General features: G+C 45.9%; 21 protein-coding genes and 1 riboswitch. Of the genes, 19 read left to right on the forward strand and 2 right to left on the reverse strand.

The window, feature by feature from the left end; genetic code table 11:
• Positions 1 to 1,626: a methyl-accepting chemotaxis protein gene (locus EYS13_RS00005; RefSeq protein ID WP_227764736.1), complete on the forward strand. Its 1,626-nt coding sequence runs from the start codon at positions 1 to 3 to the stop codon at positions 1,624 to 1,626.
• 30 nt (positions 1,627 to 1,656) lie between these two features.
• On the opposite strand, the gene EYS13_RS00010 is transcribed toward EYS13_RS00005, so the two are convergent.
• The gene (locus tag EYS13_RS00010; RefSeq protein ID WP_227764738.1) at positions 1,657 to 1,902 is read right to left on the reverse strand and encodes a DUF1540 domain-containing protein; all 246 of its coding nucleotides are present in this window, start codon (positions 1,900 to 1,902) and stop codon (positions 1,657 to 1,659) included.
• A 148-nt stretch (positions 1,903 to 2,050) separates the two neighbouring features.
• On the opposite strand from EYS13_RS00010, the gene EYS13_RS16140 reads away from it, so the two are divergent.
• Positions 2,051 to 2,182: a hypothetical protein gene (locus tag EYS13_RS16140; RefSeq protein ID WP_265332395.1), complete on the forward strand. Its 132-nt coding sequence runs from the start codon at positions 2,051 to 2,053 to the stop codon at positions 2,180 to 2,182.
• A 60-nt stretch (positions 2,183 to 2,242) separates the two neighbouring features.
• On the opposite strand, the gene EYS13_RS00015 is transcribed toward EYS13_RS16140, so the two are convergent.
• Positions 2,243 to 3,118 (reverse strand): patatin-like phospholipase family protein, encoded by an 876-nt coding sequence (locus EYS13_RS00015; RefSeq protein WP_227764740.1) that lies wholly within the window; start codon positions 3,116 to 3,118, stop codon positions 2,243 to 2,245.
• Between the two features lie 171 nt (positions 3,119 to 3,289).
• Positions 3,290 to 3,425: riboswitch (molybdenum cofactor riboswitch) on the forward strand.
• 104 nt (positions 3,426 to 3,529) lie between these two features.
• On the opposite strand from EYS13_RS00015, the gene EYS13_RS00020 reads away from it, so the two are divergent.
• The 17 genes from EYS13_RS00020 (at position 3,530) to EYS13_RS00100 (ending at position 22,431) form a co-directional block, all read left to right on the forward strand.
• Positions 3,530 to 3,709 carry a hypothetical protein gene (locus tag EYS13_RS00020; protein ID WP_227764742.1) on the forward strand — a complete coding sequence of 60 codons (180 nt, stop codon included), beginning with the start codon at positions 3,530 to 3,532 and terminating at the stop codon, positions 3,707 to 3,709.
• A 16-nt stretch (positions 3,710 to 3,725) separates the two neighbouring features.
• Positions 3,726 to 4,961, forward strand: a complete 1,236-nt coding sequence (locus EYS13_RS00025) for a molybdopterin molybdotransferase MoeA (RefSeq protein ID WP_423055289.1) — start codon at positions 3,726 to 3,728, stop codon at positions 4,959 to 4,961.
• Positions 4,962 to 5,182: 221 nt separating this feature from the next.
• The gene (locus EYS13_RS00030; protein ID WP_227764745.1) at positions 5,183 to 7,117 is read left to right on the forward strand and encodes a molybdopterin biosynthesis protein; all 1,935 of its coding nucleotides are present in this window, start codon (positions 5,183 to 5,185) and stop codon (positions 7,115 to 7,117) included.
• A 182-nt stretch (positions 7,118 to 7,299) separates the two neighbouring features.
• The gene (moaA, locus tag EYS13_RS00035; protein ID WP_227764746.1) at positions 7,300 to 8,280 is read left to right on the forward strand and encodes a GTP 3',8-cyclase MoaA; all 981 of its coding nucleotides are present in this window, start codon (positions 7,300 to 7,302) and stop codon (positions 8,278 to 8,280) included.
• A 3-nt stretch (positions 8,281 to 8,283) separates the two neighbouring features.
• A complete protein-coding gene (moaC, locus tag EYS13_RS00040) occupies positions 8,284 to 8,781 on the forward strand; it encodes a cyclic pyranopterin monophosphate synthase MoaC (RefSeq protein WP_227764748.1) in 498 nt (165 codons plus the stop codon).
• Positions 8,769 to 9,209 carry an MOSC domain-containing protein gene (locus tag EYS13_RS00045; RefSeq protein WP_227764750.1) on the forward strand — a complete coding sequence of 147 codons (441 nt, stop codon included), beginning with the start codon at positions 8,769 to 8,771 and terminating at the stop codon, positions 9,207 to 9,209. Before moaC ends, EYS13_RS00045 begins: the two co-directional genes overlap by 13 nt.
• Positions 9,202 to 9,693: a molybdopterin adenylyltransferase gene (gene mog / locus EYS13_RS00050; RefSeq protein WP_227764752.1), complete on the forward strand. Its 492-nt coding sequence runs from the start codon at positions 9,202 to 9,204 to the stop codon at positions 9,691 to 9,693. The genes EYS13_RS00045 and mog overlap by 8 nt, the downstream gene beginning before the upstream one ends.
• Before the next feature lie 746 nt (positions 9,694 to 10,439).
• Positions 10,440 to 11,804, forward strand: a complete 1,365-nt coding sequence (locus tag EYS13_RS00055; protein WP_227764754.1) for an alanine/glycine:cation symporter family protein — start codon at positions 10,440 to 10,442, stop codon at positions 11,802 to 11,804.
• A 189-nt stretch (positions 11,805 to 11,993) separates the two neighbouring features.
• Positions 11,994 to 13,169 (forward strand): sigma 54-interacting transcriptional regulator, encoded by a 1,176-nt coding sequence (locus EYS13_RS00060; RefSeq protein WP_227764757.1) that lies wholly within the window; start codon positions 11,994 to 11,996, stop codon positions 13,167 to 13,169.
• A 232-nt stretch (positions 13,170 to 13,401) separates the two neighbouring features.
• Positions 13,402 to 14,514 carry an alanine dehydrogenase gene (gene ald, locus EYS13_RS00065; protein ID WP_227764758.1) on the forward strand — a complete coding sequence of 371 codons (1,113 nt, stop codon included), beginning with the start codon at positions 13,402 to 13,404 and terminating at the stop codon, positions 14,512 to 14,514.
• 316 nt (positions 14,515 to 14,830) lie between these two features.
• The gene (gene groES, locus EYS13_RS00070) at positions 14,831 to 15,118 is read left to right on the forward strand and encodes a co-chaperone GroES (protein WP_227764761.1); all 288 of its coding nucleotides are present in this window, start codon (positions 14,831 to 14,833) and stop codon (positions 15,116 to 15,118) included.
• 22 nt (positions 15,119 to 15,140) lie between these two features.
• On the forward strand, positions 15,141 to 16,766 hold the full coding sequence (groL, locus tag EYS13_RS00075) for a chaperonin GroEL (RefSeq protein ID WP_227764762.1): 1,626 nt from the start codon (positions 15,141 to 15,143) through the stop codon (positions 16,764 to 16,766).
• Positions 16,767 to 16,982: 216 nt separating this feature from the next.
• On the forward strand, positions 16,983 to 17,498 hold the full coding sequence (locus tag EYS13_RS00080) for a YhcN/YlaJ family sporulation lipoprotein (protein WP_227764764.1): 516 nt from the start codon (positions 16,983 to 16,985) through the stop codon (positions 17,496 to 17,498).
• A gap of 171 nt (positions 17,499 to 17,669) precedes the next feature.
• Positions 17,670 to 18,611 carry a DMT family transporter gene (locus EYS13_RS00085; protein ID WP_227764767.1) on the forward strand — a complete coding sequence of 314 codons (942 nt, stop codon included), beginning with the start codon at positions 17,670 to 17,672 and terminating at the stop codon, positions 18,609 to 18,611.
• Positions 18,612 to 18,624: 13 nt separating this feature from the next.
• Complete coding sequence (locus EYS13_RS00090; RefSeq protein WP_227764769.1) at positions 18,625 to 20,439, forward strand: sigma-54-dependent Fis family transcriptional regulator; 1,815 nt, start codon at positions 18,625 to 18,627, stop codon at positions 20,437 to 20,439.
• 192 nt (positions 20,440 to 20,631) lie between these two features.
• Positions 20,632 to 21,672: a uroporphyrinogen decarboxylase family protein gene (locus tag EYS13_RS00095; protein ID WP_227764771.1), complete on the forward strand. Its 1,041-nt coding sequence runs from the start codon at positions 20,632 to 20,634 to the stop codon at positions 21,670 to 21,672.
• A gap of 81 nt (positions 21,673 to 21,753) precedes the next feature.
• Complete coding sequence (locus EYS13_RS00100) at positions 21,754 to 22,431, forward strand: hypothetical protein (protein WP_227764773.1); 678 nt, start codon at positions 21,754 to 21,756, stop codon at positions 22,429 to 22,431.
• The last annotated feature ends 154 nt before the right edge of the window (positions 22,432 to 22,585 follow it).

Below are 22,585 nucleotides of genomic sequence, written 5' to 3' on the forward strand. Positions count from 1 at the left end.
ATGAAACAAAGAATACTGTTAATTCTGACGATTGCTGCTGTTTCAGCTGTATCTGTACTGGTTGCCCAAACAGTCGGACTTGCTAACTGGACCGGGATTACATTGTTAATCCTCCTGGAAACTATTGGGGCTTTGGCTGTTTTTGAGTTTTTTTCACGCGAGGCAAAAGCAATCAGCTGCCTGCAAGACTATATGCAAAAACTTGCCCAAGGTAACCTACTGCTTAAAATTAATCCCCAAATAGCAGGGCATCCCTTAGGCCAAACAATGCAGGCGATTACCGCCCATATCAGAAATATATTTAGCGGCGCAATGAAGGATGCAGTTCAAGTAGCTGATACTTGTCAGCAGATAAAAACAGCCATAGAAGAAGCAAGCAAAGCTTCGGAACAGATTTCTCTCAAGACACAGGAGATTGCTGAACAAATCTTTACCCAAACTGAGCATTTGCAGAAAACGGCAGGCTATATTAGGAAGATGGGCGAGAGCATTGATCAAGCACGGAATTTGGCTGCCGAAACGGTTAAGTCCGCTGTAAGCTCCATGGAGGTTGCTAAAAACGGTAGTGTAGCTGTAGATAAAGCCATGGGAAAAATGCAGCAGATCAAAATTAAAGCCCAGCAAGCAGGAGAAAAAATAAATGAGCTTTTTACCAGATCTAAGAAAATAGGCGATTTCAGCGCGATCATTACCAGCATAGCCGGTCAAACCAACCTTCTTGCTCTAAATGCGGCTATTGAGGCTGCCAGGGCTGGGGAGCACGGTCGCGGATTTGCTGTGGTTTCTGATGAAGTGCGAAAATTAGCCGAGGAGTCAAATGCTGCGGCATCGGAAATTAATAAGATCATCCAGGAAATCCAGAAAGAGATAGTGGTGGTTAGTGAAGCTTTTAATGAAGTTACTGCTTTGATTGTTGAAGGTGTTGATATATCAGGAGAATCAAGTCAGGCGCTGGAACATATTCTGGCCTCTTTTCAGGAGTCGGAAATTAAGATTAATGCCATGAATCAGGCGATAACGGATACAGCAGAAATTACTGGGCAGGTGCTGCAAACTACGGTTGAAACCCAAAGGATTGCCGAACAAACTGCGGAAGCAGCTCAGCAGGTGGCGGCAGCTACAGAAGAGCAAAATGCCGCTGTTGCCGAAAGCACTATGGCATTGCAGCAATTAAGCGCGGCTGCTGAAAGCTCCAAGCAGAACATCGCCCGGGAAGTTATGGAACGCAACATGGTGGAGAAAGTATTGGAGTTTAAGAAGTTGACTGAGAATTTGCCTCCTGAGCAGTTAACCCAACAGCATTTGCAAAAAATTGCCGATGCTTTGGAGGTTGATCAGGTGTCAATTACAGATACTGCCGGCAATATCAAATATGCCAGCTATCCCCCTTCTTTGGGGCTTAATATGTATGAAATTACTCCCAGCACCAAAACTCTGTTTACGGAAAACAGACTTTATAATGCTACACCCATTATTCATAATGCTGAAGAAGGAAGGCTATTTAAATATGTAACTACGGCCGGGGCCGATAAACGGATTTACCAGGTAGCACAGTCCTTCGATACGTTAATTGCTTTCCTGGAAAATAATACATCACTCTCACAAGCTTACTCGAACAAAAATTAGGCGACAGCTCTGGAGACTGTCGCCTTAAATTTATTGTTTTTTGATGCCGTCCGTTTTGACTTCCTTGGAGTTTTTTGCCACAAATGACTTGCAGCAGGTTTCCATACAGGTACCTACCGGTGTGGCATTCATATTTGCCGCTTGATGAGCGTCAAAGCTATCAGGCATGGTAGAACCTATGGAATCCGAAGTGACCAGGATTTCATTGGCATGGCACATATTCCCTGAAGCCCAGTAATGGCAGTTGCTGACACTGCAGTGAATGTGTTGTTGCATGTTTATCACCTCCAAGTTTATTATTAACTGTAACAGGTTTGTTAATCCTACAACCAAAGTTCTTTTTTTTCCAAAGGACCAGTTGAACTTAGGATATGGTTGGATAGTAATCGCAGTTCAGGTAAGAATATTACTGGAGGTGATTATTATGACCGATAAGCATTCCGAAAAAAGGATAGCCAGGCAATTACAGAGCTTTTACGAAACTAATCAAATATTAACCGAAAAAAAGCACAGAAATAGCAAAATGGAGATTCTGGAGAAATTTCGCAAAAAATAATCAGGTGCTCTTGTTTAAGCCTGTCTTGAAATAGATCAACCAAATTTAACGGCAAATCCGTTAATTCTTTTTAATTACCTTATTGATTTCCGGCATCATTTTTCTGGCTTCTTTTTTTCCCGCTTCAATGAGCTTGGGGATTTTTTGAAAATCATAGAGAGCAGCACTGCCTGTGGTCGGTTTGATTGTTAAGTCTGCGTACTGGCGGGTTACAATATCTACAATGCGCTGTCCCATAATGTCATAGGTTTGCAAAAGCACGTCAACCACATGTTTAAATGGAGTACCTTGATAAACACCAAACCCCAGGTCAACGCCAATGACAACATCGGCCCCCATTGCTCTTACCACATCTGCCGGGACATTGTCCACCAAGCCACCGTCCACCAAGGTTCTTTTGCCGATGGTTTTCGGGGTAAAAATGCCGGGAATGGCACAACTGGCGGTTACTGCTTCATGCACGTAGGCATCAGTTTCAACGGCAAAATTGCTATTTGCCGGCAGTTGTAAGCGCTGTTTTTTAGAGCAGTAAATAACTGTTTCACCGTTATAAAGATCAGCTGCCACAATGGCAAGTGGTATCAGGAGCTGATCGAATTTTTTATTGCCTAAAATTTTGCTGAAGATAGTCTCCAAATACTTGCTGTTGATTATACCCATTGGCAGGGATGGCAGCCACCCGACTGCCTGGACGCTGGCCTGGGGCGGCTCCAGGGCTTTTTCCAGATCTTTAATCCCTAGCCTAGGCAATATGCTCAATAAATTGATCATCTGTTTAGGCCGTATGCCTACGGCAAAGAAGCTGCCTACAATGCTTCCAGCGCTTGTACCTGCTATCAGGCCAGGGGCAATGTTATTATCAAGAAGTTCCTGCAGGATACCGATATGGGCTGCGCCGCGCAGCCCTCCGCCTCCGAAAGCTATACCTACAGTCATTAAAATTAACCTCCTAAATTCCTCTTATGCTAATCTATGCATATCTTGCTAAAAAGGTGCCGGTAAGGATTGATTGGAAGGAAATTAGGCGAAAACCGAGAATTATATAATAAAAGTGAGATAAATTTTTTTGCTTATCCACAACAAATCAGCTATAATTAACCTAGGAAAAGAGTATATTTACCTCCGAGTTAGACAACCTACGGTTAAAACTATGGTTGCTAACCCTTACCACTGCAGTGGTTAAAGGTGTGCGGGGAAACCCTCACTACCTCCCGTTTTGGAAAGGAGTGCTATTACTTAACGTGAAGTTGTAAAAAAGGCACCCTAGGGTGTCTTTTTTATATAGGTTTTTGGCTAATGTTGACGACTGGCAATTATTCCCTTTAATTGATAAGGAGGGCTAAGAAAATGGCCGATTTAAATCCTAAATTGGTTCAGGCGTTAAAGGAGACAGCTAAAGAGGGCAAAATTTCCTGTACTGCCGCCAGGCAAATAGCAGAAGAACTGCGGGTACCGGTACGGCAGGTAGGGGAAGCGGCTAACGAGTTAAAAATCAAAATTAAAGCCTGTGAGCTGGGGTGTTTTTAACGCTTAATCCAGAGAGGTGTATGCATTGGAGGAATTATTTAAGCTGACTTCAATTGCACAGGCTAAGGCTAGCATATTGAACCATTGGCATGTTACCCGGGCTAAAGAACGGGTTAGTTTGGCTAAGGCTTTGGATAGGGAATTAGCCGAGCATCTTATGGCCCCCGAGGATGTACCTGGCTTTACACGTTCAACGGTAGACGGTTATGCGGTGAAAGCTTCCGATACTTACGGCGCCACTGAAGCACTGCCGGCATATCTCAGAATTACGGGACAAATAATGATGGGACAAAAACCTATGGGAGAATTACAGCAAGGACAGGCTATGGCAATTCCCACCGGTGGAATGCTGCCGGATGGCGCTGATGCGGTAGTAATGGTTGAATATACTGAAGAATTCGGCAGTCACGAGGTGGCGGTAAATAGGCCTGTTTCTCCCGGAGAAAATCTTATTCGGCGGGGCGAAGATGTGCAAGCAGGTACGCTAGTTTTTGCAGCAAACCACAGGCTGCGCCCTCAGGACCTGGGACTGTTGTCCAGCTTGGGTATTCTGGAGGTTGAAGTATTTAAGCCTTATAGAGTAGGAATAATTTCTACAGGGAATGAAGTAGTGCCACCTGGAGAACTGCCGTCTCCGGGCCAGGTGCGGGACATAAATTCCTACACGCTCTTCGGTTTAGTCAAGAAGAGCGGTGCTGAGCCGGTTCTTTACGGAATTGTACGGGATAATTTGACAGAGCTAGCAGAAAAAATCGACCGGGCTGTGCGGGAAAATGACTTGGTCCTTTTATCCGGCGGCAGTTCCGTTGGCACCAGGGATTTTACAGTGGAGGCTTTAAGCCGGTTAGGTGAACCCGGTCTGCTGCTCCACGGCATACCGGTCAAACCTGGAAAACCGACTGTAGTTGCCGCGGCCGACGGCAAACTTATTTTTGGCTTGCCAGGCCATCCCGTATCGGCTATGGTTGTCTACGGGCTTTTAGTACATCCTTTATTGTATTACGGTTCTTACGATTCAAGTATAGTGCCTGTGGTTCATGCCCGGCTGGCCCGTAATCTGGCTTCGGCCACCGGCAGGCAAGATCATATTAGGGTGAAGCTGCTACAGAAAGAAGGAGAGCTGTGGGCCGAGCCGGTACTCGGCAAATCGGGTTTAATTTCTACCCTGGTGCGGGCTGACGGCGAACTTATAATTCCTGCGGACCGAGAAGGCCTTGTGACCGGGGAAACAGTAGAGGTAAGGCTGCTGTAGCAAGCCGGTATCGGCTTGCTACAGCAGTCCGTCCTTAGTTGTTGGCCGTTAGCTGCGGCTTACGCCGAGTCATTAGTCGTAGTCATTAGTCCTTAGGGACCAAGAAGTGCAACTTTAAAGCTTATAAGAATAGCTAAATCTAACGACTAATGACTAACGACTTAACCTTGGGTATTACTAACGACGAATGACTGCGAAGCTTTGAGTGTGGGAGAGAGCTTATGACTAAACGCAGGTTATATTTAAATAACGAGCCTTGGCAAGAGGCGCTGAATAATTTTTTACAAAAGCTGAACGAACGGCAATTACTTGTTCCCGGAGAGCCCCAGTTAGTACCCGTGGAAGAGGCTCTCGGCAGGGTGACGGCGGAACCTGTTTTTGCAAAGGTATCTTCCCCCCATTACCCGGCTGCAGCCATGGACGGAGTGGCGGTCAAAGCAGAAAACACATACGGCGCTTCGGATACCGCCCCCCTTAGACTGCTGCTGGGTAGCGAGGCTTTTGAAGTGGATACCGGCGATCCTTTGCCACCGGGGTGCGATGCCGTGATTATGGCTGAAGACCTTCATTATCCAGGTGATGGGACAGTGGAGATCATCAGTGCCGCTTCACCCTGGCAGCATGTACGTCCTATCGGGGAAGATCTGGTGGCAACAGAGATGATTTTACCGGCAAATTTTGCTGTACGGCCTTATGACATCGGGGGCTGCCTGGCTGGGGGGGTTACGGAAATTCTGGTCCACCCCAAACCCAAGGTGGTGCTTATTCCTACAGGAACGGAGTTGGTGCAGCCTGGGACGGCGTTGAAGCCGGGCGACATCGTGGAGTATAACAGCAAAGTTCTTGGCGCTTTAGTGCAAGAGTGGGGCGGAGAGCCTATTTACTTTCCGGTTATTGCTGATGGATACGACGCTTTAAAGGCTGCACTAAAAAGAGCGGTTCAGGAAGCGGATCTGGTGATTATCAATGCCGGCTCTTCTGCCGGACGTGAAGATTTTACTCATGCAGTTATCAGTGAACTGGGCGAACTTTTTACCCACGGTTTGGCGATTAAACCGGGTAAACCGGCTATGTTAGGAATTGTCCATGAAAAGCCGGTGATCGGAATTCCAGGCTATCCGGTTTCAGCAGTCTTGACTTTTGAACTGTTGGCCAAGCCACTAATTTACGCTAAGTTGAATCTCGTTCCTCAGGAGCGGGAAAAGGTTTTTGCCACTCTTACCCGCAAAACAACTTCCCCGTTGGGTGTGGAAGAATTTGTGCGGGTTACACTGGGACAAGTCGGAAACAAATTAATGGTTACGCCGGTTTCCAGGGGAGCGGGAGTAATAACTTCCCTGATCAAGGCCGATGCCATTTTGCGGATACCGGCCTTATGCGAAGGTTTCCACGCAGGCCAAGAAGTGGAAGTGGAGCTTTTAAGGCCCAGAAAAATAATTGAGCGCACTGTGGTAGCCATGGGCAGCCATGATCTTGCGCTGGACATCCTGGCCAATGAACTGCAGAAGCTTTCACCGGGTTATCGTTTGGCTTCAGCCAATGTGGGCAGTTTAGGCGGGATAATGGCTTTAAAACGGGGTGAAGCCCATCTGGCGGGAATGCACCTTTTGGACGAAATTACCGGCGAATATAACGTCAGCTACTTAGAGCGTTATTTGCCCCAGGAAGAACTGGTTCTGGTGAACTTGGTCCACCGGGAACAGGGTTTACTGGTCCCCCGGGGCAACCCAAAAGGGATAAGGGGCTTGGCAGATGTGGCGGAACGGAAATTGCAGTTTATTAATCGCCAACCTGGTTCAGGGACCAGAATTCTTTTGGACTATTTGCTAAAAAAACAGCATATCCAGCCAACGCAACTCCTGGGTTATGCTCGGGAGGAATATACCCATTTGGCGGTTGCAGCAGCTGTAGCGGCCGGCAGCGCCGATGCTGGAATGGGTGTGGCTGCGGCAGCTAAGGCTTTCGATTTAGATTTTATTCCTTTGACTAAAGAGCGGTATGATCTCTGTGTTCCCAGGAAATTCTGGGAGTCGGCCCTTCTTGACAGCTTAAAGCAGGCACTTTTCTCGGAAGAATTTAGGCGGAGAGTCGCCGGTATGGGCGGATATGATTTAAGCGATTCAGGGAAAATCGTGTGGACATCGGCATGCAGGTAGCAGATTCTTGGCTGGCAGCCACCAGCCTTTAGCTTTTGGCGAAAGAATAGATTGTTAGTCAATATGCAGTTATGTTGAATCTTTATTAAAACTTCTTGCTCACAATTCATGACTTGCAAAATCGTTGGAAATGACTGATAGCTGACAGTTGATGGCTGAAGGCTGTCAAGGAGGAGAGAGCTATGCAAGACCGTTTCAACCGTCAAATTGAATACCTGCGGATTTCCGTAACTGACCGCTGCAATCTGCGCTGTACTTACTGTATGCCGGAAGAAGGGGTGCAGCTCAAGTCCCATGAGGAAATGCTTACTTTGGAAGAAATAGCACGACTGGTGGAAGCGGTTGCTCCGTTAGGCATCAGTAAAATCAGGCTGACCGGCGGGGAACCATTGGTAAGAAAAGGACTGCCTACTTTGGTGAAACGGTTAACGGCTATTCCGGGAATAAGTGATGTTTCCCTTACAACCAACGGCGTTTTGCTGACCCGGTACGCCCGTGAACTGAAAGCAGCAGGTCTATGCAGAGTCAACATCAGTCTTGATACCCTGAATGCGAAAACATACAGGCAGATCACCCGCTGGGGTGATATCAGCCAGGTCCACCAGGGCATCGAGGCTGCTTTAGCCGAAAGGCTTGAGCCTGTAAAACTGAATGTAGTCGTAATTAAAGGCGCCAATGACCACGAAGTTCTGGATTTTGTCCAATTGACCTTGGGTTTACCGCTTCACGTCAGGTTCATTGAGCTGATGCCCATTGGGGAAAGCGCAGGACATGCTTTATCAACTTACCTGCCGGCTAAAGAAATTAAGAAGCTGGTAGAAGCCAAGTACCGGCTAAGCCCTGTGCTGAATGTCAAAGGCAGCGGTCCTGCTAAGTATTTCCAGATCCCCGGCGCTAAAGGCACGGTAGGTTTTATCGGCGCCCTCAGCGAACATTTTTGTCATGCTTGCAATCGTTTGAGGTTGACAGCAGACGGCAGACTTCGTCCTTGCCTGCAAAAAAGCCTGGAATTTGATCTGCGGGAGCCTTTGCGAAGCGGCGCGACAGCGGAGGAAATACGGCAAATTTTCAGGCAGGTAATCTCTTGCAAACCCAAGGAACACAGCATGCAGTTAGAGGGCTGGGGCAAGCAGGAACGGATTATGTCCCAGATAGGAGGGTAAAGAGTGGCAGAGCTAACGCATCTTGATGAGAAAGGCGCAGCCAGGATGGTGGATGTCAGCGCCAAAAATGAAGCAGCCAGGGTTGCGGTGGCCAGAGGAAAAATCTCCATGGCACGGGAAACATTGGCTTTAATCACCAGCGGACAAGTACCCAAAGGCGATGTGCTGGCTGTAGCCAGAATAGCCGGAATTATGGCAGCCAAGAAAACTCCGGAGCTGATACCAATGTGCCACCCGCTGATGCTCACGGGGGCCGGGGTGGAATTTAGGGTTGACGAAGCAGCAAGCGCTATTGAGATTGAGGCAACTGTCAAAACTACCGGTAAAACCGGGGTGGAAATGGAAGCTTTGACGGCGGTTGCTGCTGCGGCATTGGCCATTTACGATATGTGTAAAGCCGTAGATAAAGGGATGGTTATTGGCGATATCCGTCTAATTAGCAAGGCCGGGGGAAAAAGCGGTGATTTCCGTAGGGAGGGGGAAGTATCATGGGAAAAATAATTGCTGTATGTACCAGTGAAAAAAAAGGCATGCGCAAGAAAAACGTGGGATCGGCGGAACTAAAGGTCAACCATGGCATAGTAGGCGATGCCCATGCAGGAGACTGGCACAGGCAGGTAAGCCTGTTAGCTATGGAGAGCATTGAGAAAATGCGGCAGAAGGGTTTAAACGTAGGTCCGGGAGATTTTGCGGAAAACCTGACAACTGAGGGAATTGACCTGGTCAGTCTGCCTGTGGGCACTATACTGCAAATAGGACCCGAGGCCATAGCCGAAGTTACCCAAATCGGCAAGGAATGCCACACCCGCTGCGCTATTTACTACCAGGCAGGGGATTGTGTCATGCCCAAGGAGGGCATTTTTGTAGCCATTGTTAAAGGGGGGACTGTCTCCGTAGGAGATACAATTGAGGTGATTCCCAGTGTTTAAAATAGGGATTATCACCGCCAGCGACAAAGGCTCCAGGGGTGAACGGGAGGACTTAAGTGCTCCCGTTATCCGGGAGGAAGTAAGCCACTTAGGCGAAGTGGTTGAGTACACTATCGTACCTGATGAACAAAATTTGCTGGAAGCAGCAATGATTGAATTCTGTGATGTTAAAGGTGTGGACCTTATCTTTACTACCGGAGGGACCGGTTTTTCCCCTAGGGATGTTACTCCCGAAGCTACCATGGCCGTAATTGACCGTCATGTTCCCGGTTTAGGGGAAGTGATGCGTCTGGAAAGCTTGAAAATTACTCCCAAGGCTATGCTTTCCCGCGCTACTGCCGGGATTAGAAAGCAGACTTTGATTGTTAACTTGCCGGGAAGCCCCAAAGCGGTGCGGGAATGTCTTCGGGCCATTATGCCGGCGCTATCCCATGGCATGGATATCTTAAAAGGAAGGGCAGGCGAATGTGCAAGGAAGGAATAGATTGGTCATGCAAATAGAAACATGTGCTCTTAGGACTTTTAAACCTAGCATTGCAGCTGGGTTTTCTTTTTGTCCTTTTCAAACAATGTAATTTGCTACATTGAAACAAAGCAAGGTCGCTTTTAAAGGGCGCCTTGCTTTGTTGGGGTTTTTGTCGCAAAATTAGCTTGTCTTGTGACACGATTCACGGGATTTTACAGTGAAAAAACGTAAAAATAATGTATAAAAATAGTTTGGGACGTGGTAAATAATGCTAAGAAAAAAGTGCCCCTACTGCAAAAGAATATCTTACTCAGCCGCGGAAGGTGGGCTGTGGCTTTGTCCGTATTGCAAAAAGAATATCTCCAAGATTAAGGCCAGCCTTATACACTCCCATCTTCGAATAATAAAATGAGCGAATATATATGTTATAGTATGTGGAAGAATATTTGCAATAGAAGCCCATGCTATAACGGTGATAAAAGTTACTAGAGGTAAAAAAAGATAACCACACAAATGGATTGGATCTGGCTGATTTTTTCTTGGGATGGTTTTTAAAGCGAACAAAATAGCCGTATTTTAGGGAGTTATAATTAATAACCCTTGAGAAAATGGTAAGGTAAACCGGTAAGGCTGTGGTATGATTCTTGCTAATATTCAAATATTAGCAATGTTTAGACTTATAATAAGTTTTGAAGGGGGGATGGTTTTTGCTTGCTTTTCTCAGAGGTTAGGTAAAAAAACGAAAAATTTACAGGAGGTTTGCAATGCAAGGTTTAGAAAAATTTTTAGGTGACTTGGCCAACTTTGTTTGGGGAGTGCCACTGATTGTTTTGCTTTTTGGGACTCATGTATATTTAACCTTCAAGCTCAGGTTTATCCAGAGATACATTGGTAAAGCTATCAAACTTTCTTTGACCCGCTCCGGCGAAGGGCAAGGGGACGTAAGCCAATTTGGCGCCCTGACAACTGCCCTCGCTGCCACAATCGGTACCGGTAACATTGTAGGAGTTGCCACAGCTATTGCCGCTGGGGGCCCCGGCGCAGTGCTTTGGACTTGGTTGACGGGGGTATTCGGTATTGCCACCAAATACGCTGAAGCGCTGCTGGCAGTTAAGTACAGAATTAAAACATCGGATGGGCAGATGGCCGGGGGGCCGATGTACGTTCTCGATCGTGGCCTGAAAATGAAATGGCTGGGTTACATCTTTGCGGCCCTGACCGCAGTTGCTGCTTTTGGCATTGGGAACACCGTCCAGGCCAACTCCATCTCTTCCATGCTGGCAGAATACAATATTTCACCCTACATCACAGGGGTTGTAATGGCGGTTCTAACCGCGATCGTCATTATCGGAGGAATAAAATCCATTTCCAGGGTGACCGAGGCTTTAGTACCTTTTATGGCCATTTTTTATGTGCTCGGGTGTCTGATTATTTTGGCTATGACTTGGAAGACTATTCCGCAAGCAATTTCCCTTATTTTTTCCAGCGCCTTCACAGGGCAGGCAGCGGTAGGCGGTTTCTTGGGAGCCGGCATCAGGGAAGCTATGCGCTACGGTATCGCCAGAGGTTTGTTCTCCAATGAATCGGGCTTAGGCAGCGCTCCTATTGTAGCTGCTGCCGCTCAAACTAAAAACCCCGTCAGGCAGGCGCTGGTCTCTTCAACCGGAACATTTTGGGATACAGTAGTTGTTTGTGCATTAACAGGTATAGTTCTGGTTAATACTGGCGTTTGGCAAACCGGACTCTCCGGAGCAGCTTTAACCAGAACTGCCTTCACCAACATTCCGGTAATCGGACCCATCGTGCTTACCGTTGGGCTTTTGACTTTTGTGTTTTCCACTATTCTAGGGTGGGCTTACTATGGGGAAAAAGCAGCCGAATATTTATTTGGCAAGCGAATTACCATGCTCTACAGGTGGTTATGGGTTATCTTCGTGTTTATCGGTTCTGTAGCTACCCTGCCGGTAGTATGGAGCTTTGCCGATATTGCTAACGGCTTAATGGCTGTGCCCAACCTAATTTCATTGCTTTTGCTTTCCGGGGTATTGGTTGCTGAAACAAGAGAGTACCTTTGGAACGATAATTTGGAAAAGGATGCTAATGAGAAAGCAGCTGTAGCCAAAAATTAAGCTAATAGCAATAAATTAAAGGTGCACAAGTTGCACCTTTAATTTTTGATTAGCTTGTGACGTTTTTTAGCTAAAAGTGAGTGTTAAACAGCATTTACGAAGGTGTATGGTGTTTAACGTCGAATATAAAGTACATAGATTGGCGTTCCATAAAAGAAATAATTGCAAAAACTATAAGGAGCAAAAGAAATGGGTGCTTTTAGGCTGCGGATAGAATTTGAAGACCGTACCGGCATGGTACTTGATGCCTGTCAGGTAATAGCCAAATACAATTTAAGCATTACAGCCCTTGAAGTTTTACCAAACCTGATGTATTTCGAACTGGAATGCGATGATGAACGGGTGAAGAAGAACCTGATTTTAGATTTGGCCCCTATTCCTAATATACAAAAAGTAGAGGAAGTGAAATACTGCCCGTCCTCAAAGGGGGATAACGATCCTTTTCATGCTCTTGTAGGGGAAAGCGAGACGCTAAAAAAGGCGGTTTTTCGTGCCAAGTTAGTTGCCAACAGCAGTTGTACAGTATTATTAACCGGAGAAAGCGGAACAGGTAAAGAGGTCTTTGCCAGGGCACTGCATTTAGCCAGCAAGAGAGCGGTTTTTCCTTTTATGCCTTTAAATTGTGCTGCTTTTCCTGAAAATCTTCTGGAAAGTGAATTATTCGGCTATGTGGACGGCGCTTTTACCGGCGCTAAAAAGGGAGGTAAACCAGGTCTTCTGGAAGCTGCCGATAAGGGAACTGTTTTTCTCGATGAAATCGGCGATCTTTCTTTAAATACCCAGGCTAAGCTCTTGAGGGCGCTGCAGGATAAGAAAATCAGGCGGGTAGGTGCTTACAGCGAAACTCCTGTAGACGTGCGCATTATTGCCGCCACTAATAGGGACCTGGAAAAAATGGTCAAGGCCGGCGAATTTAGAGAGGATTTGTTTTACCGGTTAAATGTGGTACCCATCAAATTGCCCCCTTTGCGGGAGCGCAGAGCCGACATCCCTTTATTAGCAGAGCATTTTTTAGCCAAATTTGCAAGGCTCGCGGGGCAAACTCCCAAGACACTTACTCCGGGTGCGTTGGCCCTTCTCGTGAACTATGACTGGCCCGGCAACGTCAGAGAATTGGAAAATTTAATAGAGAGGGCTGTTAATCTGACCCCCGGGCTCATAATTGATATTGAAAACCTGGATTTTGAAAAAGAGAATTTACTGGAGCTGCCTACGGTCGGTAGGCCCTTAAAAGCTATTATAGAAGAATTTGAACTTAAGTTGATTAAAGAGGCGATTAAAAAGCACGGCTCCATCAGAAAAGCTGCTAAGGCGTTGGGGATTTCTCATTCAGCACTTTTGAAGAAACTGCGCAGACCGGTTTAAAAAGTTACCACCGGTAACATTAGTAACCAAAATGGACTTTGCAGGAATTAATTATTATAGTGTGGTTACTAAAGTTACCAAGAAAATATTCACTTGCAGCATAAACCGCAAGTAAGCCCCTTTCAAACTAAAGTTCAAAAGCGATTAGTCTTTTGGCACCGTTTTTGCTATTACTAAATGGTAACGGGGACTGCTTAAAGAGTGTCCCATCTTTGCAAGGAGGTTTAAGCAAATGATTATTGGTGTGCCAAAAGAAATTAAGGACAATGAAAACAGGGTTGCCCTGACCCCAGCTGGGGCTAAGGCTTTGGTCAGCCGGGGACACCAGGTGCTGGTGCAGATGGGGGCGGGACAAGGAAGCGGTTTTGCAGACGTCCAGTACAGTGAAGCAGGCGCGGAGCTGGTTGCAGCACCGGAGGAAGTTTTTCGCAGGGCTGAAATGATCATGAAAGTAAAGGAACCTCTGCCACCGGAATACGATTATTTTAAGCCGGGACAACTGCTTTTTACCTATTTGCATTTAGCTCCGGAAAAAGAGCTGACCGCTGCTTTGCTGGCGAAAGAGGTCACAGGGATCGCTTATGAGACTATCCAGCTTCCTAACGGTTCTTTGCCTCTCTTAACTCCGATGAGTGAAGTAGCAGGCAGAATGTCGGTGCAGATCGGGGCGCAATTTTTAGAGAAAGCTTATGGAGGGAAAGGGGTACTATTGGGAGGAGTACCAGGAGTACCTGCAGCCGAGGTGGTAATTATCGGCGGGGGTGTAGTTGGTCTGAATGCCGCCAAAATGGCTGTTGGCTTAGGGGCGCAGGTAACTATTGTCGACATCAATCCGGAAAGATTGCGCTATTTGGATGATATTTTTGCCGGAAGAGTGAAAACTGTTGTTTCCAATTACTATACTATAGCTGAGGCTGTAGAAAAAGCTGATTTGTTGATTGGAGCCGTGCTTTTACCTGGTAAACGGGCACCGCATTTAGTTTCAGAAGAAATGGTGCAAAAAATGCAGCCTGGGTCGGTTATTGTTGATGTGGCTATTGACCAGGGTGGCTGCATTGAGACCATAGACCGGGTTACAACTCACTCCAACCCCACGTATGTAAAGCATGGGGTGGTACATTATGCTGTTGCGAATATCCCGGGTATAGTGCCGCGGACATCCACCTTTGCTTTGACCAATTGCACTCTTCCTTACGCTTTGAAATTGGCCGATTATGGTTTGGATGCCATTCGGGCTGATGCAAGCCTGGCTAAAGGGGTTAATGTTTACAGGGGCAAAGTAACCTACGAGGCAGTGGCAAACTCCCTGGAACTGGAGTATGTGCCTTTGAACCAGTTACTTTAAGATATAAGCGGGCGTGAGCCCGCTTTTAACTTTGGCTCATTAATACTGTGTATATTTGCTGCTGGTTTTGGAAATATTTGATGCTGTATGGCTATGGATTCCTCTTTATGGATTTTATGGCAGATGGGTACGCATAATGGAGCAACCCGGAGCTATCTTGCAGATCAGCTATATTATGAGCCGATAAAGCTAAATTTTGCGCAATTGCGCGTGTTGCCTTTTTCCCAGACCTCAAACTATTATTATAAGTGTGTATTAGCACTCGGTTAAATTGAGTGCTAACAATAAAAAGTTATCTATGTAAGGAGGTTGGCTCATGAACATTAAACCCTTAGGAGACAGAGTTGTCATTAAAGTATTGGCTTCTGAGGAAAAAACCAAGAGCGGTATTGTGTTGCCTGATACTGCCAAGGAAAAACCCCAGCAAGGCGAGGTTGTGGCAGTTGGTTCAGGAAAAATCCTGGAAAACGGCCAGAAAGTAGTCCCGGAAGTTGCTGTAGGTGACCGGGTAATCTATTCCAAATATGCCGGAACTGAAGTTAAGTTAGAGGGAGAAGAATATCTGATTTTAAGTGAGCGCGATATTTTAGCTGTCGTACAATAAATGATACATAGGAGGTAGAGTTGTGGCTAAACAAATAGTATTTACTGAAGAAGCCAGACATGCCCTGGAAAGAGGCGTCAACGCTCTGGCCGAAGCTGTTAAGGTTACTCTTGGGCCCAAAGGGCGTAATGTAGTTTTAGAGAAAAAATTCGGTTCCCCTATGATCACCAACGATGGTGTGACTATTGCCAGGGAGATTGAAATAAAGGATCCCATAGAAAATATGGGGGCACAGCTGGTTAAAGAGGTTGCCACCAAAACCAACGATGTAGCCGGTGACGGAACAACTACTGCTACCGTTTTAGCCCAGGCCATGATCCGTGAGGGCTTGAAAAACGTAGCAGCGGGCGCTAATCCCATGATCATCAAAAAAGGTATTGAAAAAGCTGTAAATGCGGCTGTTGAAGAGTTAAAGTCCATAGCTAAACCTATTGAAAGCAAAGATGCTATCGCCCAGGTTGCTTCTATTTCCGCTAATGATGCTGAAATCGGTAAACTGATTGCCGATGCCATGGAGAAAGTTGGGAAAGACGGTGTGATCACCGTGGAAGAATCCCAAGGTGTGGGTACAACTTTGGATGTAGTGGAAGGTATGCAGTTTGACCGCGGCTATATTTCTCCTTACATGGTAACTGATGCGGAAAAAATGGAAGCAGTTTTAAATGATCCATACATTCTAATTACTGACAAAAAGATTTCTGCTATTCAAGACCTGCTGCCTGTTTTGGAGAAAGTGGTACAGACCGGCAAGCCTCTTCTGGTTATTGCTGAGGATGTTGAAGGCGAAGCTTTGGCTACCCTGGTTGTTAACAAGATTCGCGGCACTTTTACCTGCGTGGCTGTAAAAGCACCTGGTTTTGGCGATCGCCGCAAAGCCATGTTGGAAGACATAGCAATCCTCACCAATGGTCAAGTTGTTTCTGAAGAAGTGGGCTTGAAATTGGAGAATGTTACCTTAGATATGTTGGGGCAGGCCCGCCAGGTTAGAGTTTCTAAAGAAGAAACCACCATCGTGGAAGGAAAAGGGTCCGCCGAGGCTATTCAGAAAAGAGTTGCTCAAATCCGTCATCAATATGAGGAATCCACTTCGGATTTTGATAAGGAAAAACTACAAGAGCGTCTTGCCAAACTGGCCGGCGGTGTTGCAGTTATCCAGGTAGGCGCTGCTACAGAAACCGAGCTGAAAGAGAAGAAATTGCGCATTGAAGACGCTTTGGCTGCTACAAGAGCTGCTGTGGAAGAGGGGATTGTCTCCGGCGGCGGCACCGCGTTAATTGATGTTTTGCCGGCGCTTGAGAAAATCGAAGCAGCCGGTGACGAAAAGACAGGCATAAACATTGTGAAAAAGGCTTTGGAAGAGCCTGTTCGTCAGATTGCCATCAACGCCGGCGCCGAAGGTTCAGTCGTAGTGGAAAAAGTAAAAGAGGCAGGGACCGGCATTGGCTTCAACGCCTTGACCGGCGCATACGAGAATATGATTGCTGCAGGTATCGTTGATCCGGCCAAAGTCACCCGTTCAGCTTTACAAAATGCAGCCAGTATTGCTGCCATGCTTTTAACCACTGAAGCAATAGTGGCTGATATCCCGGAAGAAAAGCCGGAGACTCCTCCAATGGGCGGAATGGGCGGAATGCCGCCAATGATGTAAGCACTGGCTTAAGCAACGAATAGCAAAGTTAAAAAGTTTATTAGAAGATGTTTTTAAAGTCCTCATTCAGAACACGAATGAGGACTTTTTTTAAATTTAAGGCTTTAAGAAAACTAAAAACTGAAAACTGAAAACTAGTGCGTCATATTTGCAATTATTGGTTGGTATAACGATTTCAGCATTGTTAATTCTATTAATAAAAAAGGAGGTGAAAAAATGGTTAAATTGCGCCCGTACACTACTATCCTTTTAGTGATTGCTTTTGTGTCTACAATGTTATTCGCAGGATGTGCACCGGCCAGAAGACCGGCTCCTCCAAACCCGCCTAATACGCAGGATCAAGTTAATCCAAAAAATAACCCAAGGCCCGAAAGTGTTTTTCCTGCAGACGCCAGGGAAGCGAATAGAATTGCTGAAAAGTTGGCCGATGAGGCAGCTAAGGTGGAAGGTGTTAATTCCGCAACGGTGGTGCTTTCGCGGAATACGGTTATTGTCGGGTTGGACCTCAAAGCCAATCTGGAGGCTGACAAAACTAACGCCATTAAACGGGAAGTGATTAACAGGATCAAAAAGGCCGACAAAAGAGCTAAAAAAGTTATCGTTACCACCGATGCTGACACGGTTGCCAGGATTAAAAAAGTGGCAAAAGGTATTGCTGAAGGCCGGCCGGTTTCCGAATTTGCCAAAGAGCTGGCAGAAATAACCAGGAGGATAACCCCGGCCGTTAAATAGAATGCACTTTATTTAAGAAGCCGCTATATCATCCTTAAAGCAAGGGATGGGAGGCGGCTTTATTTTTTTTATAAAAAGGCGGTGATATGCTTTTCTACTGTAAATAAGTCAAGAATACTGCTAAAATAAATGTTGGTGCTTTTGATTTTTAAAGAAAGAAGCGATTTAAATATGGCCCAGAAAAACTTAAAAACTTATCTCTCCTTAGTTCTATGTACTACTTTTTGGGGAGGGGCTTTTGTAGCTGCCAAAGTAGTAGTGCAGGAATTATCCCCGGCACTGGCTGCCAGCATACGGTTTATTCTGGCAACGATTGTGTTAATCCCGGTCTTACTGTGGAAGGAAGGCAAAAACGCATTGGTCAACGTAAAAGAACTGCCTATTTTAGCAGCGGCCGGTTTCACGGGAATTTTCCTTTACAATCTTTTCTTTTTTAAAGGACTTCTTTTAACCTCGGCCATTAATGGCTCTCTGTTGGTGGCAGCTGGGCCTACAATAACCGCTGTCCTGGCCTGGGTGCTCATCAAAGAGCCATTGCGCAAGAATCAAGTTATAGGTCTTGCAATCTCTTTTGCAGGAGTTTTAACAATTATCAGCAAAGGTTCGTTAGCTGCCCTGCAAACTTTAACTTTTAACACCGGTGACATCTATATTTTTTTGGGGGTAATTTCCTGGTCCCTTTATACCATCGTAGGCAAAATTGCTACCAAACGGCGCAGTTCGCTTTTAACTACAACTTATGCCTGTGGTTTAGGAGGCCTTTTTTTAAGCTTTTTTGCCTTGCCTGATTTTAAATCCGGGACAATAGGACACTTGCGACCTGTTACCGTTTTCAGTCTGTTGTTTTTGGCTGTTTGTGCCACGGCAATTGCTTTTATTCTCTGGTACGATGGGATCAATAAAATCGGGGCAAACCGGGTTTCAACTTTCCAAAACATCGTTCCCCTTTCTTCTGCCTTATTGTCTATTGTGTTCTTGGGAGAGAAGCTGCATTTATATCATGGTTTTGGGGCCCTGGGTATTTTGCTTGGAGTGTATATAGCAAATAACAAAGCAACTAGTGAGGCTCAAATTTCCAGCTCGGGGCAACCAAAAATCATTAATTCCCAATAAATGGGGGATCATCATGTCAAGATTAAAACAGGTGCAGGAAATCGGGCAAAAGGTAGCCGAAGCCATAGCTACGGTGTTACATATCGAGGTAGAGATTATAGATACTGATTTGGTTAGGGTAGCGGGTACGGGCCGGGTGAAAGGGGATGTGGGCATGAGACTCCCCAGGGGTCTGGTGAATAAACACGTTTTACAAAGCGGCAGGCCGATTTTTATTCACGATCCTGGTTTTCATCAAATTTGCAAGACTTGCCCCTTAAGCGGCGATTGCTTTTACAAAGCATATATTGTTTACCCTATTCACGCTGAGGATCAGATTATAGGCACTATGACATTGATCGCTTTTAACGCAGCCCAAAAGAATATTTTGGCCAGCGACTATCACTCCCATTTAGAGTTTTTAAGCCAGATGGCTGATTTGATTAGCAGTAAAGTATTGGAGATAGAAATGTTTGCGGAAAAAACGGTTATGGCCAACCAATTGGCTGCCGTAGTAGATTCAGTGCATGAAGGCGTTTTGGCCGTAAATTCTCTGGGTACCATTACCCATTTTAACACTTCAGCGGAAAAAATGCTTGGTTTATCCCGGGAGCAAGTGGTTGGTAAACCTTTAAAGCACTATTTAGCTGCGCTGCCGCTTATGGAGGTAATTACTACCGGCAAAGGATACAGCTCTAAAGAAGTGTTCTTAAATCTAGGTAAAAGGCGCTTGCATCTGGTGGCGACTGCGCAACCTATCAAAGCCGTGGATCAACGAATTGTAGGCGCGGTGGCTTCTTTCCGGGATTACAGTGAAACGGAGAAATTTGTTTGGGAAATTGCGCATAAACAACACTCCATTACTTTTGAAGAGCTCATTGGCACCAGCAAAAATTTTACTGAGGTTAAACAGGAAGCGCAAAAAATTGCTGCCAGCAATTCAACTGTATTGATTATCGGAGAAAGCGGGACAGGTAAGGAAGTATTTGCCAGGGCTATTCATGCTGCCAGTTCCCATAGCCACAAGCCGTTTATAGTTTTTAATTGCGGCGCCATTCCGGAGTCCTTGTTGGAAACGGAACTTTTCGGCTACGTTGAAGGGGCTTTTCCCGGAGCGCGCCGGGGCGGGCGGCCAGGCCAATTTGAGCTGGCCAACGGAGGTACTGTTTTTTTAGACGAAATTGATAAAATTTCCCTTTACATCCAGGCACGTTTGCTGGCCGTTTTACAAACAAAACAGGTAGAACGAGTTGGGGGTAGTCAGCCTATTCCGGTAGATGTACGGGTAATTGCCGCTGTGAGCGGTAACCTTAAAGAAAAAGTGAACAAAGGACAATTCCGGGAGGACTTGTATTACCAGTTGAGTGTCATTCCCTTGCTTATTCCTGCGTTACGCGAGCGTCCTGAGGATATTCCCCTGCTTTTAAACCATTATTTACATCGGTATGCCGGGCTTCTGGGTAAAGACATCCGGGGTTTTACCAAAGAATCTTTAAAAGCATGTACCCGGTACCCATGGCCAGGCAATGTAAGGGAGCTGATTAACTCAGTGGAATACGCCATTAACCTTGAAGAATCTCCATATATTACTTTATCCAGCTTGCCGGCCAGGATTCGAGAGGATGACGGCAGGAGGACTGTTTTGGAAGCAACAGGCTTAAGCCTGGAGAGGATTCCCACCCTGGAGGAGATAGAAAAAGCCGCTATTGAACAGGCTCTGGAAAGATATGGCTGGTCAGAAGAGGGCAAAAAAAAGGCCGCCAAGGCTTTGGGAATCAGCAGGGCTACCATCTACCGTAAACTGCAGAAATACGGGCTATGCAATAAAGCAGGCAGATCTAATAGTTAGCCTTTAGCCATCAGCTTTCAGCATTTAGCCTTCAGCTTTTCCTGAGGATCCATGTTATTTTGCATATCAAAGAATGATTCAGTTGGTCAAATTTTGGAATTGATCCATGAGTAGATCTATTCATATTGTAGCTTAGCAATAGCTGGTAGCTGACAGCTGATGGCTGATAGCTTAAGAAGGAGGGGGTTCAGCATGAATCACATCGAGCGGGTTTTAGCTGCCATTGCCCACCAAGAGATTGACCGTGTTCCTTGGGGGGAATTTTGGCTGGAGAAAGGCTTAGTTAAAAAACTGCTTCCGGGAGCGGAGAAGGTAGGGGTTAAGGAAGAGGCTCAGGTTATGGAAAATTTGGGGATGGACATTCGAGCTATCCCTCCCGGGGAACAGATGGAAAAGGAAAGGGAAATCAGAGAAGGTGAAGTTTTCTGCGATGCTTGGGGTTGTACCTACATCTGGCGACGGGGAAAAAAGATTTTTCAGCGTCCCGCGATAACTGGTCTGGAACATGCTTCTAGTTATGTTTTCCCCAGACCCGGCCAATTTGATTATTCCCGGATCGGGGAGTGGAGCCAAAGCACCGACTTCTTTTTGTTTGCCCTGCTGGACGGCGTTTTCCAAGGAGTGGCCTCTTTGCTTGATTTTAACGAGTTTTTAATGGCTACTGCTTGCAATCCTGCACCCATTAAAGAACTGGCGGAAAAAAGGGCGCAGTTTTTGATTGAACAAGCGGAGCTATGTGTCAAAGCGGGGGCCCACGGTATTATGATTGGGGAAGATATGGCATATAATCAAGGAACATTTATTTCCCCCAAAGTTTTGCGTTCCTTATTTTTCCCTGTTCTAAAAGCAGCAGTGGCCAAAATCAAAAAGCTGGGCGTACCTGTTTTTTTGCATAGTGACGGCAATTTGAACAGCATTTTGGAGGATTTAGTGGAACTGGGCATAGATGGGCTGCAATCCTTGGAACCGGAAGCGGGCATGGACTTGGCGCAAATTAAATCCAAGTATGGTACCCGAGTTTGCCTGATGGGCAACTTGGATTTAGGCTTGTTGAATAAAAGCACGGCGGAGGAGGTAGCGAGGGTAACGGAAGAAGTATTAACAACTGCAGCTCCTGGTAGTGGTTTTATTCTAAGCACCTCCGGAGGTATTTTAGGCCAGGATATTCCTGCGGAAAATTTAGCTGCCGTTTCCCAAACATTAAAGTCCTGGAACTATACTTGCAGGCCATAATCTTCCAAAAGCTCAGCAGGCATATTTAGCAAACGACCCTAGTAAATATAGCTCAGGAGATTATGAAGGGCGGGGTCGTTTATGGCGCGTTTCAAATTTGTCTTGCCGGTTATTGTCCTGCTGGTTTTTATCTTTGGAGGTTATCATTACTATAACGCCAATTTGAAAATAGTTCCCGAAAAGCTTTTGCAGGAGGCTCTGACCAATACTGTTGGAGCAAACAGTTACCGGTACCATGTGAAATTGCAAATGCAGGTAGATGGCCGGACTGTGGAATTAAGTGATTTGGACGGGGAAAAGGCCAACGGCAAGGATTTTCATATTGTGGGGACAATGCAGGAGCAGCAGATTGAGGTCTACCAAATCGGCAATGTTACCTATTTAAAAGACGGCGTATCAGGCAAATGGGTAGTAGTTCCGGAAAATCCGGTTTTTGAAACCGAGTACTTTATGGCTGAAATTAATCCTATGTCCAGCTTTAATTTCACCGGTATCAAAAACCTGCGGTACCTGGGCATCGAAAAACATGACAGGCAAAAGTACTATGTATTGGAATGTACACCGGGAATCAACAATGATTTTTTAACCCGTTTCTGGCAGGATTTTAAATATAAGCTTTGGATTGATAAGGGAAGTAAGAAGCTTGTAAAAGCGGAAGTACAGGCGAACAATAAGGCAAAGCCCTCCGATAGCTTGAGCATGCTGGTTGAGCTAAAAGATTTCAACGCTAAGATTAAATTGATAGCCCCCATAAAATAGCACGTCCGAAGACGTGCTATGCTTTTCTAGCACCGGCAGTGCCATGTAAATTAGTGTAATGTCTATGTCCTTGGAAGAGACGTTTGATAGAATCATTAGAGCACCCTGGTGCTCTAAATTCAGACAGTGGGAACGATAGGACATAGACGTTACA

This window comes from Zhaonella formicivorans, assembly GCF_004353525.1.
In the GTDB taxonomy this organism is placed as follows: domain Bacteria; phylum Bacillota; class DUOV01; order DUOV01; family Zhaonellaceae; genus Zhaonella; species Zhaonella formicivorans.

Coding starts and splice junctions, on each gene's coding strand:
- EYS13_RS00085 (WP_227764767.1), top strand. CDS start 17,670: ATGGCCCAGAAAAACTTAAAAACTTATCTCTCCTTAGTTCTATGTACT.
- EYS13_RS16140 (WP_265332395.1), top strand. CDS start 2,051: ATGACCGATAAGCATTCCGAAAAAAGGATAGCCAGGCAATTACAGAGC.
- EYS13_RS00080 (WP_227764764.1), top strand. CDS start 16,983: ATGGTTAAATTGCGCCCGTACACTACTATCCTTTTAGTGATTGCTTTT.
- moaA (WP_227764746.1), top strand. CDS start 7,300: ATGCAAGACCGTTTCAACCGTCAAATTGAATACCTGCGGATTTCCGTA.
- EYS13_RS00010 (WP_227764738.1), bottom strand. CDS start 1,902: ATGCAACAACACATTCACTGCAGTGTCAGCAACTGCCATTACTGGGCT.
- ald (WP_227764758.1), top strand. CDS start 13,402: ATGATTATTGGTGTGCCAAAAGAAATTAAGGACAATGAAAACAGGGTT.
- EYS13_RS00005 (WP_227764736.1), top strand. CDS start 1: ATGAAACAAAGAATACTGTTAATTCTGACGATTGCTGCTGTTTCAGCT.
- EYS13_RS00045 (WP_227764750.1), top strand. CDS start 8,769: ATGGGAAAAATAATTGCTGTATGTACCAGTGAAAAAAAAGGCATGCGC.
- EYS13_RS00095 (WP_227764771.1), top strand. CDS start 20,632: ATGAATCACATCGAGCGGGTTTTAGCTGCCATTGCCCACCAAGAGATT.
- EYS13_RS00055 (WP_227764754.1), top strand. CDS start 10,440: ATGCAAGGTTTAGAAAAATTTTTAGGTGACTTGGCCAACTTTGTTTGG.
- EYS13_RS00090 (WP_227764769.1), top strand. CDS start 18,625: ATGTCAAGATTAAAACAGGTGCAGGAAATCGGGCAAAAGGTAGCCGAA.
- EYS13_RS00100 (WP_227764773.1), top strand. CDS start 21,754: ATGGCGCGTTTCAAATTTGTCTTGCCGGTTATTGTCCTGCTGGTTTTT.
- EYS13_RS00030 (WP_227764745.1), top strand. CDS start 5,183: ATGACTAAACGCAGGTTATATTTAAATAACGAGCCTTGGCAAGAGGCG.
- groES (WP_227764761.1), top strand. CDS start 14,831: ATGAACATTAAACCCTTAGGAGACAGAGTTGTCATTAAAGTATTGGCT.
- EYS13_RS00060 (WP_227764757.1), top strand. CDS start 11,994: ATGGGTGCTTTTAGGCTGCGGATAGAATTTGAAGACCGTACCGGCATG.
- EYS13_RS00015 (WP_227764740.1), bottom strand. CDS start 3,118: ATGACTGTAGGTATAGCTTTCGGAGGCGGAGGGCTGCGCGGCGCAGCC.
- EYS13_RS00020 (WP_227764742.1), top strand. CDS start 3,530: ATGGCCGATTTAAATCCTAAATTGGTTCAGGCGTTAAAGGAGACAGCT.